Origin of the sequence: Coleofasciculus sp. E2-BRE-01 (assembly GCF_040221695.1) — a bacterium.
In the GTDB taxonomy this organism is placed as follows: domain Bacteria; phylum Cyanobacteriota; class Cyanobacteriia; order Cyanobacteriales; family Coleofasciculaceae; genus Coleofasciculus.
Genome location: NZ_JAVKEA010000137.1, coordinates 1 through 11,327, shown reverse-complemented (window position 1 = coordinate 11,327; position 11,327 = coordinate 1). Strand labels below are relative to the sequence as shown.

The 11,327-nt window shown below is 46.0% G+C and carries 9 protein-coding genes; 7 read left to right on the top strand and 2 right to left on the bottom strand.

The window, feature by feature from the left end; translation table 11 throughout:
- Positions 1 to 125: 125 nt before the first annotated feature.
- The 6 genes from RIG66_RS16450 to RIG66_RS16425 all read left to right on the top strand — a co-directional run bounded on the left by RIG66_RS16450 (position 126) and on the right by RIG66_RS16425 (position 6,122).
- Complete coding sequence (locus RIG66_RS16450) at positions 126 to 572, top strand: pentapeptide repeat-containing protein (protein WP_446379819.1); 447 nt, start codon at positions 126 to 128, stop codon at positions 570 to 572.
- A gap of 8 nt (positions 573 to 580) precedes the next feature.
- Positions 581 to 745, top strand: coding sequence for a hypothetical protein (locus tag RIG66_RS16445; RefSeq protein WP_446379817.1), 165 nt, complete (start codon positions 581 to 583; stop codon positions 743 to 745).
- 58 nt (positions 746 to 803) lie between these two features.
- Positions 804 to 1,325 carry a photosystem I assembly protein Ycf3 gene (locus tag RIG66_RS16440; RefSeq protein ID WP_044204267.1) on the top strand — a complete coding sequence of 174 codons (522 nt, stop codon included), beginning with the start codon at positions 804 to 806 and terminating at the stop codon, positions 1,323 to 1,325.
- 68 nt (positions 1,326 to 1,393) lie between these two features.
- Positions 1,394 to 1,687, top strand: a complete 294-nt coding sequence (gene gatC / locus RIG66_RS16435; RefSeq protein ID WP_446379815.1) for an Asp-tRNA(Asn)/Glu-tRNA(Gln) amidotransferase subunit GatC — start codon at positions 1,394 to 1,396, stop codon at positions 1,685 to 1,687.
- A gap of 291 nt (positions 1,688 to 1,978) precedes the next feature.
- Positions 1,979 to 2,923: a glutathione S-transferase family protein gene (locus tag RIG66_RS16430; protein ID WP_446379813.1), complete on the top strand. Its 945-nt coding sequence runs from the start codon at positions 1,979 to 1,981 to the stop codon at positions 2,921 to 2,923.
- 334 nt (positions 2,924 to 3,257) lie between these two features.
- Positions 3,258 to 6,122: a GAF domain-containing protein gene (locus RIG66_RS16425; protein WP_446379811.1), complete on the top strand. Its 2,865-nt coding sequence runs from the start codon at positions 3,258 to 3,260 to the stop codon at positions 6,120 to 6,122.
- 187 nt (positions 6,123 to 6,309) lie between these two features.
- On the opposite strand, the gene RIG66_RS16420 is transcribed toward RIG66_RS16425, so the two are convergent.
- A complete protein-coding gene (locus RIG66_RS16420; protein WP_006098180.1) occupies positions 6,310 to 6,885 on the bottom strand; it encodes a hypothetical protein in 576 nt (191 codons plus the stop codon).
- A gap of 623 nt (positions 6,886 to 7,508) precedes the next feature.
- Positions 7,509 to 8,870, bottom strand: a complete 1,362-nt coding sequence (gene aroA / locus RIG66_RS16415; protein WP_446379809.1) for a 3-phosphoshikimate 1-carboxyvinyltransferase — start codon at positions 8,868 to 8,870, stop codon at positions 7,509 to 7,511.
- 152 nt (positions 8,871 to 9,022) lie between these two features.
- On the opposite strand from aroA, the gene RIG66_RS16410 reads away from it, so the two are divergent.
- Complete coding sequence (locus tag RIG66_RS16410; RefSeq protein WP_446379807.1) at positions 9,023 to 10,324, top strand: P-loop NTPase fold protein; 1,302 nt, start codon at positions 9,023 to 9,025, stop codon at positions 10,322 to 10,324.
- The last annotated feature ends 1,003 nt before the right edge of the window (positions 10,325 to 11,327 follow it).

Here is an 11,327-nt window from a genome sequence, read left to right as displayed (position 1 = left end):
AAATCTTAATAGACTGCACTCTGCAACCTCCACTCCGTCGGTATTTCTGAGCTTTTCAACAAGCTGAGATAGAGGAGCTATTGTCTCTTTTTTATTTGCGTAAAATGTACGCAAATCTAATAATTTTGTCCAAAGTCCAAGACTTTAGAGAGGCAAACTTAAAAGGCGCAATGCTCAATGAAGCTAATTTGAGACGCAGCAATCTCAGTGACGCCAGCCTGATTCATGCCCATCTTAACCGGGCTAACCTTACCGATGCTAATCTCCATGAAGCCGAATTGATTGGTGCTTACCTCTACCAAGCTGATTTGGAAAAGGCTAATCTGAGTCAGGCTCATTTGGGTGGTGCTTATCTGTTTGGGGCAAATCTGGGCGCTGCCGATTTAGAGGGAACAGATTTGAGATGGGCGAATATTACAGGCGCAAATCTCCAAGGCGCTAATCTCCAAGGCGCTAGATTGGCAGGCGCTCATCTGAACAAAGCTAACCTGACAGGGGCAGTTTTAGATAATTTTACCCTAGAGGGTGCTAATCTCCAAGGGACAATTTTGCCCGATGGGACGATTCATTGATAAGGGAGATGGGGGAAGCAGGGGGAGCAGGGGGAGCAGGGGGAGCAGGGGGAGCAGGGGGAGCAGGGGGAGCAGGGGGAGCAGGGGGAGCAGAGGGAGCAGGGGGAGCAGGGGGAGATGAGGGAGATGGGGGTGGGTTGAGTCACATCAGAGTGACAACAAACAATCTCTGATCGAGTGCATCCCAGACACGCTACGATAATTGACAACCGGGATAATTGGGAAGCAACTATGCCACGAACACAGCGTAACGATAACTTTGTTGACAAAACCTTCACGGTAATGGCAGATCTCATTCTTAAGGTTTTGCCAACTAACAAGAGAGCGAAAGAAGCGTTCGTCTATTACCGAGATGGGATGTCGGCTCAGGGAGATGGCGAATATGCTGAAGCGTTGGATAATTACAAGCAAGCGTTGGAGTTAGAAGAAGATTCCTATGACCGCAGCCTGATTCTGTACAATATGGGGTTGATTTACACCAGCAACGGTGAGCATGAGACAGCATTAGAGTACTACCAGAAAGCCCTCGACTCTAATCCCCGTCTCCCCCAAGCGCTGAATAATGTTGCTGTCATTTACCATTTCCAAGGTGAGAAGGAGAAGGAAGCGGGAAATGATGAAGCTGCAGAAAAGTTGTTTGATCAAGCCGCCGACTATTGGAAACGAGCGATTCGTCTGGCTCCTAATAACTACTTGGAAGCGCAAAACTGGCTGAAAACCAGTGGACGTTCAGCTATTGATATCTATTTTTAGTGTTCGTCTTATGTCATTCGTCCTTTGTCATTGACTAGGGAATAATCAAAAAATAACAATCAACAACCATGATTGACCTAGAACAAGTTCGCAAAGTCGCTAATCTGGCTCGTTTGGAGTTGACTCCTGAAGAAGAGGAGCAATTTTTGCCGCAGCTTAATAGCATTTTGGAATACTTTCAACAGCTTAGTGAATTGGATACGGAAAATGTTCCGCCAACGACTAGAGCTATTGATGTTAGTAATGTGACTCGATCTGACCAACTCCAACGGTATCCGGATCGGGATGCTTTATTGGCAGAATCTCCTGACCAAGATGGGGACTTTTTTAAAGTGCCGCAGATCCTCAGTACGGAAGAGTAACGCTAAATTGCTCCTTCGTCTTTGGTCATTTGCCGATTTTCTTGAGCATCACCAAGGGCGAAGGAGGATAAATGTCAATATATAGTAGGGACGGGTTTAGCCACTCAGGTAAGTTGGTTACTAATAACTTATCACCAAAACCCGCCCCTGGCTCAAAGGACAATTTGGTGTCCCCATGGATTAATAAATATTAAGTTTTTTTAAGAATATAAAGAAAATGACGAAATAGAGAATTGACAAACCGAAAATTGGGATAATTAACCAACAAATATATTGGGATAGGAAGAAAATATGGCAACCGGAATGCTGGTGAATGGACAATGGACGAAGGAACCTTACCAGCAAGACCCTGAGGGGCGATTTAAGCGAAACCCGACTAAGTTCCGTAACTGGGTGAGTGCGGATGGTTCTACGGGGTTTAAGGCTGAGTCTGGACGCTACCATCTCTATGTCTCTCTGGCTTGTCCTTGGGCGCATCGCACGCTGATTATGCGGAAATTGAAGGGGTTGGAGGAGGCGATTAGCCTGTCCATTGTTGACCCGTTTATGGATGAAGATGGATGGGAATTTTCTGATGCTCCCGGTTGTATCCCGGATACGGTTCATGGCGCTCGTTATCTGCGAGAGGTTTATCTAAAAGCTGACCCGAACTGTACCGGACGAGTGACAGTCCCTGTGCTTTGGGATAAACAAAAGAATACGATCGCGAATAATGAATCCCGTGAAATTATCCGTATGTTCGATACCGAGTTTGAGGCGATCGCGAAATCTCAAGTTAGCTTCTATCCCGATCATCTGCAAGACGAGATCGATCGCGCGATTGACAGAATTTACCAACCCATCAACAATGGCGTCTACCGCGCTGGGTTCGCCACGACTCAAACGGCTTATGACGAGGCGGTAACCGAACTTTTTGAAGCACTAGACTACTGGGAAGGGGTTCTATCCCAGCAAGCTTATCTGTGTGGCGATCGGATCACGGAAGCGGATTGGTGTATGTTCACTACCCTGTTTCGCTTTGACCCCGTTTACTACGTGCATTTTAAGTGCAACTTACGTAGAATTAGTGATTATCCCCATCTGGGAAATTATCTTAAAGATCTCTATCAGCAACCGGGCGTTAGCGATACCTGCAACCTTGACCAGATCAAGCAACATTATTACAAGAGTCATCCCCACATTAATCCCACTCGCATTGTACCCAAAGGTCCTGTGACTGATTGGGTGGCGGGGTAAATTTTGACTGTGTAGAGGCGGGTTTAGGGATTTTCTGTTCGCTGTTGATGATAACGTTTGTACACAAACCCGCCCTGACCAAGTTTTGAACGAACTCCCCCAGCTCCCCCAATTCCCACCAATAGAGTAAAGTCTATTCAGAAGCAACCATAATTTAGTATTATTGTCAATATTATTTAGATCAGGATCTTGAGATCGGTAGAGTCTAATTTGAGCCATCGGTAAGGTAGCATCTGAGATAGTCCATAGAGATTGATCACAGCTCCTGAACCCTAATCACCACCCGACTAGCAAGAGAAGGCAAGCTGCCAAGGCGTTTACACCAGGTTGCACTATGATTTCAAATTTATCTGAACAGTCCCATTATCCAGAAAGCGCGAGTAGCGGATTACAAATTGCCAGAGGATTAAAAGCTAAATCACAAAACTATAAACGATTGCTGGTTGAGGTGTTGAAATGGACAGGGGGACAACCATTTCTCACCCAGCAGCTTTGTCGCTTAATCGCCCAAGCACCGGATGCACCCTCGAAAGGAACCGAAGCAGAATGGGTGGAAAACTTAGTGCGATCGCACTGGATTGAGAATTGGGAAGAACAACCGGAACTGATGCATTTGCAGACGATCCGCGATCGCTTACTCAGACGCAAACACCGGAGTCTGAAGCTGTTGCAGGTGTATCAGCGAATCCTCCAACAGGGAGAAGCGATCGCCAATGACAGTTCCGAACAGAAGGAACTGCGGATGATGGGGTTAATCCTCAAGCATCAAGGAAAAGTTAGGATTCACAATCGCATCTATGAATCGGTATTTAACCAAGAGTGGGTCAATAAGGCTTTAAAAACCATCCAGGCTGATTTAGAACCAGGCGACTCGGAATTTCTCAAAGCCTTAGCCGAATTAGAACGCAAACTCCTGGTTTCCCAGGTGGAAATCTTATCCAAAGCCGATACAGAATCTGAGGATGAAGGTTCGGCGCAAGCCCTTTATGAGGTGCTGCGCGATGTTACCTCGAAAGTCGGCGAATTACTGGGTGCGGATCGCGCCACCATTTTCTTACTCAATGACGAGAAGACAGAACTCTGGTCATTAGTGGCGGAGAATGAAGAAGGTGAATTCCTGGATATTCAGGTGCGAGTCGGGGAAGGGATAGCGGGTCATGTGGCTCAAGATAAAAAAGTCATCCATATTCCCGACAACGTTTATGAAGATCCCCGCGCCGCGCTGGTTAAGGAATTTGACAAAAAATATAATTACCGCACCGAGAATATCTTGGCATTTCCCATCTTAAGTGAAAACAAAGAGGTGATTGCGGTAATTCAGTTACTGAATAAGTTACCCACTGATGAGCAATCCGACAAACGACCCAAAGGATTCACCACCCTAGACTTAGAACGATTGGCAAAATGCGTAGTTCCGGTGCGGCGAATTCTGGAAAGTTGCCAATCCTGTTACAAGGTAATGAAGAAGCTGCGGGCGACAGCCGCCTTAGCCGAAGCCACGCGATCGCTCGATCAGATTAATTTAGATACTAAGGCGATTTTGCAACGGGTGATGAATACCGCCAAGAAGCTGCTGAACGCCGATCGCAGTACCTTATGGTTAGTGGATCGCGATCGCGGTGACTTGTGGACGGAACTTCCAGGGAAAGGAGAGGTTCGCTGTGATGTTGGGGTTGGCTTTGCGGGTCAAGTGGCGCAAACCCGTCAACCGATGATTATCCCCTTCGATCTCTATGACCATCCTAGTGCGGAAAATGCTAAGAAAACCGATGAACAAACCCGCTACCGCACCTGTAGCCTCCTCTGTATGCCCGTCGTCAGTCCCGATGGGGAATTATTAGGCGTCACCCAACTAATCAACAAGCGCAAACCTGGCGATCATCCAGAGTATAACCGAGACGAGTGGCCCCATGTTCCCAGCTACTTTAAAGCGAGTTTTGATAAAAATGACCGCCAGTCTATGCAAGTCTTTAACGAACGAGTGGGTGTTATCCTGCAATTCGTCAAGACCCATGAGACCCTAAAACAGCTTGCTCAAATTGAGCCAAAAGAATCTGTTTATAATACCCTAGCAATTCTCAGTAATTCCGTTGCCGATCAGAGTGATGAAGCCCTCTACAATGCCCTGTATTATACGTTAAGCTTTGTCACCAACTCGATTAACAAACTCTTGGGCGCAGAACAGACCACAATTTTCCTCCTGGATGCCGAACAAAGCATCTTTTGGTCATTAGTCTGGAACTCCAGAACCCTAAATGCTCAAGAGATTCGGGTATCTGCCACTCTAGGAATCGCCAGTAAAATGGTCGAATCGCGTTCAGTCAAAGCCAGCAAAAACCCCAGTAAACTGAATGATCTGTTAGTCCATATGGGGTTAGAACCCGACGCGATCAACACTGTGGAAAACATGTTGTTATTCCCGGTTGTGGACTCGAAAGGGAAAGTGATTGCGATTATTCGGTCATTTAACAAATTCCTCTTTACCTATGAATCGGGGGGAACGTTATCCGAAACAATTGAAATCAATGGCTTTAGCCAAGCCGATGCCCAGAAATTGCATGAACGCATGGCATCCACATTGCCGATTCTGCAAGGCTTCCAAGCATTTCACCGGGAAATCCGCAATCTTCAGGAACAACGCAAGGCGATCGATCCCCTCTATCAAGCGATTAGTTTAGTCAGTAGCAGTAGCGGCGGAAATGCTGAAGAAGTCATCCAAACGGTGATGCAAGCCGCCAAACAACTCACCCATGCGGATCGCACCACCCTTTGGTTAATTGATTACTCAACTCAGGAATTATGGACAAAAATTCCCCAAGCCGATGGTTCTTTAATGGAAACACGAGTACCTTTAGGAGAGGGATTTGCTGGAAAAGTTGCCCAAACTGGTCAACCGTTAAACATTCCCTTTGACCTCTACGAACATCCCGATTCGGATATCGCCCGCAGAACAGACGCCAAAACTCATTATCGGACATGCAGTCTGTTATGTATGCCGGTTTTAAGTTGTGATGGTGAGTTACTCGCTGTTACCCAACTCGTGAATAAACGTCACACTGATGATACGACGGAATATGATCCATCCCAGTGGCCCCACGTTCCTGAGTATTTTAAAGCCAGTTTTGATGAAAATGATCAACGGGACATGGAAATTTTTAACAATCAAGTGGGTGTTGTACTTCCCGGGATCATGCGTTAAGTCAGTTTAAAAAGAGATGCCATGGCATCTCTTTTTTGACCCTTCACCACCGTCGGGGAACCTGATTTGTCGGGGCGGGTTTAGGGATTTTCTGGTCACTATTGATGGTAATGTTGGTGCAGAACCCGCCCTGCCCGATCCTTGGCTTCGCTCAAGGATATAATTTTGAGGAACCCATGAACAATTTTTAACTGCTAAATACCTGAGCCAAATCTTCATTGGATGTTCCCAAGATGCGTGCCAATCGATTCAGTTCGCTATCACTGAATCCATCCCGTACTTCGATTAACTCTTCCACGGATTTTCCCAAGATTCGGGATAATGACTTAAGCTGGCTATCCGGAATATCTTTACCTTGGAAAATATCTTTAAGTTGTTGCGGTGCTAATTTGTAAGAGGCACAAAACCGAACAAATTCTCGATTACTGATATCGAGAGCTTGCTGCCGTTCTCTGAGTAAGAACGCGATCGCCCGAGTGCCATGTTCTGGACGTTTGGCTTTGTCCAGATAGTCCTGGATGCGCCTGTCGAGATGATTCATGCTAATCCCAGCTTGTTTAAGCAAATCGATACAGGCTAATTTTAAGGCTTTGTTTAACATTTCATTTTCTTCGTGGAGTCGTTCGTACTCATTAAAGATTTCCACCATCTTCGCCGCAAATTCTGGCGTACAAAACCCAACTTCCATATCCTCGCAGGAAATGGCAATATAGGAGCGGTAGTGATTCAGTTGTAAACGCAATGTCTGGTTATTTGGGCGCATAAGTCCAACGTTTTTAGTAAAAAAACTATTCTAGGGGAGTTATTTGACCAATTGTGCCAAAGTATAGTTCATACGGATAGTGGCGTAGAATGCAAGAGTTAACAATATAGCGCCTCCGCCAAAAAATTGGTGATCTTGCCCTCCAACCTGACTTAGGGTGAATACGATATTCTAGTACACCCTGTTTCCCAATCAGGAGATAACCTGATTGTCTGTTACATCGACATTTTGACATACTACCCCGCTAGACGACTGTTAGCAGGGGTGTTTGGGAAGCGGAGGAAGCTGGGTGAGGGGGTGATGGGGGTGGATTCAATGTGTAGGGGCGGGTTTCACTATTACCTTTTCGATTGCATCCATAAGTGACTAAACCCGCCCCAATTTTCGCAGGTTTCCAGACGCCCCGTGAAAAGTCATACTGAGTTGCGCTCAAACGTAGTAGATAGGAAGAGCAGGGGAAGCAGGGGGAGCGGGGGAAGCAGGGGGAGAGCAAGTTATATCTTTAGAATGCAACTTGGTATCAGTCCCTGCACATTGGTCAGGGCGGGTTTTGTACAAACGTTATTATCAATCGCGACAAGAAAGTCCCTAAACCCGCCCCTACACACTCAAAATTTTCTCAATCACGTCGGAGAGTCTTGATTGCAGAGACGTTGTAAGGTGGTGGTAAAGTCCGGATAGGAAATGGTTGCAGCTTCAGCGCCGTGGATGGTGGTGATTCCTTGAGCATTGAGAGCCGCGATCGCAAGACTCATTGTAATCCGGTGATCGGTATGACTGTCAACCTCTGTACCCGTTAGCGGCGTGTTCCCAGTGATTTCTAATCCATCGGGGAGTTCTGTTATTTGTGCGCCCATCCGGTTTAACTGAGACGCCATAACTGCGAGGCGATCGCTTTCTTTGACCCGAAGTTCTGCGGCGTCGCGAATCACTGTGGTTCCTTGGGCGAAAACCGCCGCAACTGCCAAAATGGGAATCTCATCAATCATACGGGGAATTAAATCCCCAGCGATTTCACAAGCCTTCAGACGACTATAGCGAACTCGGATATCAGCCACGGGTTCTCCCGCCACTATCCGTTGATTCTCCAACTGAATATCCGCATTCATCATCGCCAATGCGTCTAAAATACCTGTGCGGGTGGGATTAACCCCGATATTTTCAATTAATAAGTCAGAATCCGGGACAATCGCCCCAGCGACTAACCAAAAAGCGGCGGAACTAATATCACCGGGAACAATCACCGTTTGTCCTTGGAGTTGCGCTGGACCCGTGACTGTAGCACTGTGGGTGTCTGGGTCAACGGTGATTTTAGCACCAAACGCCTTAAGCATTCGTTCGCTGTGGTCACGAGACAACGCAGGTTCTGTTACTGTTGTTTCCCCGTCTGCCATTAACCCCGCTAACAGGATACAGGATTTAACTTGGGCAGACGCGATCGGGGAATGGTAATGAATCGGCTTAAGCTGTTGTCCCTGAATCGCCAGAGGCGCTAATGAACCATTCCCCCGCCCCCAGATTTGCGCCCCCATTTGTTGCAGCGGATGAACCACACGAGACATCGGGCGCGATCGCAAGGATTTATCTCCCGTTACCGTAAAAAAGCGTCCGGGGTGAGAGGCTAAAAGTCCCAGCATCAGCCGCAGAGTCGTCCCAGAGTTGCCTGCATTTAAGATATCCAGAGGTTCTTGCAATTCTCCCACACCCACGCCCCTAACGATAACCTCGTCGGCGTTCAGTTGAGAAATAGTCGCCCCCATCCCTTGGAAACAACGGGCGGTACTGCGCGGATCATCCCCCAATAGGAGTCCCTGGATGCGGGTTTCCCCTTGCGCGATCGCACCCAACATTAAAGCACGGTGGGAGATGGATTTATCACCGGGAACCTGGAGAGTCCCTTTCAGGAACAATCCTGAAGGTGGGCGGGTGATAATTAAATCGAGTTGGGTTTCGATTTGCTTCAGGGTGACAACCGTAACGGGCATAGGTATGGAGGGGTTTAACAGGGGCGACATAAAATTGTATCAAAGACAATGATATCGGGTAATGGGGGATTGTAGAGACGTGACCGTGGAACGTCTGGGAGATAGGGTAGAGAATTTACGAATGACAAATGACAAATGACGAATGACAAATAATGACTAACTCAAAATTTTGGAAACCCGTTTATCAACTGTTTAAACCCGAAGAACCGCTGGAAAAGCCTGAAGATATTCGGGATTTTTACGTTTCGCGATCGGATAGTCCCGTTGAGCATTTAGTCAACGCCTTAGAAATGGAAGATGACCCCGCCAAATTTTTACTATCGGGTCACACAGGTAGTGGTAAAACCACAGAATTACACCGTGTTGAACAGTGTTTAGCTGATAACTATACCGTAATCTGGATTGACACCGCCACCGCCCTTGACCGTTACAATATCGGTTATGCCGAAGTTGTCGTCTTAATTGGTCAAGAAATTTGTCGTCAAGCCATTAAACCAGGGTGGTGGTCACGCAAAGATGACCGTTTACTCAAGGATTTAGAAGATAGTCTCAAAACCGTTATTTATCAAGATAAAACCAACTCCACTGAAGGATTAGCCCTACCCGATCTGCTAACCAAAATGGGCATGACCCTAAAATTAGGGCTAACGCGAGAAATGACGAGAAGCTTGAATATTCGCCCACTGTTAAGTGAAATTATCGCTAAAGTTAATGCAATCATTCAAGCCGCAGAAAAGGATAGAAAGCAAAAACTATTAGTTATTGTCGATGGATTAGATCGTCATGATCAGATGACCGCCTTAGAAATGTTTGCCAGTCCCCTGCTGACAGAACTGGATTGTCATATCATCTACACTATTCCCATTTCCCTGCGGTATTCTCCCAGTTTTCGCCAACCGATGCAGCGATTTCAAGACTGTTTAGACTTGGCGAATATTCCCGTATTTGAATGTGACGCCAATTTATGTCCCACAACCCAGCCGGATCAGATGGGGCGACAGATACTGAAACAAGTAATTGAAAAGCGATTAGCGCGATTAACCAACTACAACACCCAAGATTTGTTTACCCCAGAAGCCTTAGAACTACTGTGTGAAAAAAGCGGAGGCGTAATGCGAGATTTAATTCGCTTAGGGCGGACAGCCTGTCAAGTCGCGGTGAAAAAGAAAGCCACCTCTGTGGATCAAGCTATTGCTGAACAAGCGGTAAAAGAAGAACGGCAAGCCTATACAATTAGTGATTACCAGTTCCCGGAATTAGCCGCGATTCACCGAACTGGACGATTAACAACAAAAACCCATACATTGCCAAATAAAGGAGAATTTGTGATTAGCGATGAACTCCTACAAAATAAATTTATTTTAGGCTATTACGATGAAAACCAGAATCCTTGGTTTAATGTAAATCCGATATTGATTGAAGACTTACAGCGATGGCAAGCGACTCAAGGGTGATTTGTCCTTCGTCATTTGTCATTTGTCATTCGTCATTTGTTATTTGTCATTCGTCATTTGTCATTCGTCATTTGTCATTCGTAAGGTGGGTTAGGCGGTGTTAAATTGAGGAGACAACCATCTAATTCAATATCCGCCGTAACCCACCAAAAATCTGACAGATAAAACATACTAGAACAGCTCAAGAAATTAATCGTGATATCCAGGCTGAAAGAGATTCATGGTACAGCTAAATTGACCAGATTTTGCTAAGGCATAATAATTAAAAATATTAACGTTGAATTTAAATTAATTGTAGGGTGGGTTAGGCGGTGTTAAATTTAGGAGATAACCATTTAATTAGATATCCGCCGTAACCCACCAACATCCTGAAATGTCATCATATAAAATCTCGGATGACCTCATTTTTAATCCAACCGCAAACCCCTTATGTAGGGGCGCACCGACGTGCATTGGTGTCAACTTAAGGGGAAATTTACCCTTGAAATTACTCTCGGATTATCTCACCGCAAGACTTTCGCAGATTTTAAGCTAGTCTACCTACTGGAGTTAAGAGTAACAGCACTACTCATATAGAGGTTTGAGGTATTTTCCGCTCAAAGTGAATTGAGTTTATGCCAGATGATGTCTTGAGGTTTAACCTGAAGTTCCCCCCTTCGATATGTACTGCAACCGGGCTAAAGCCTTATACCGTAATGGTTTTAGCGCTCAAGCCTTTAAAAATCATACCCATGTAAGGCGGCTAAAAAATCGCTCAAAGCCTTACGGTGAGGCAGTGCAAGATTTTTGGCTTGGGGTAACTTCAGTTTAACCGGAGTACTCTGTCGTTGGTCACGGGAAAATGAATTGTTGCAATAGAGCTGTCCCTACCAGTTTCCAATGGGTGAACCTTCTAGGTAGGGACAGCTTTATGTGAGCAGCTAACCAGAGGTACGTACCTGGCATCCATAGCTTGACATCACCTGGCGGCGGGTTGCTCTCCAGCATTGCCCGTTATTCTTAT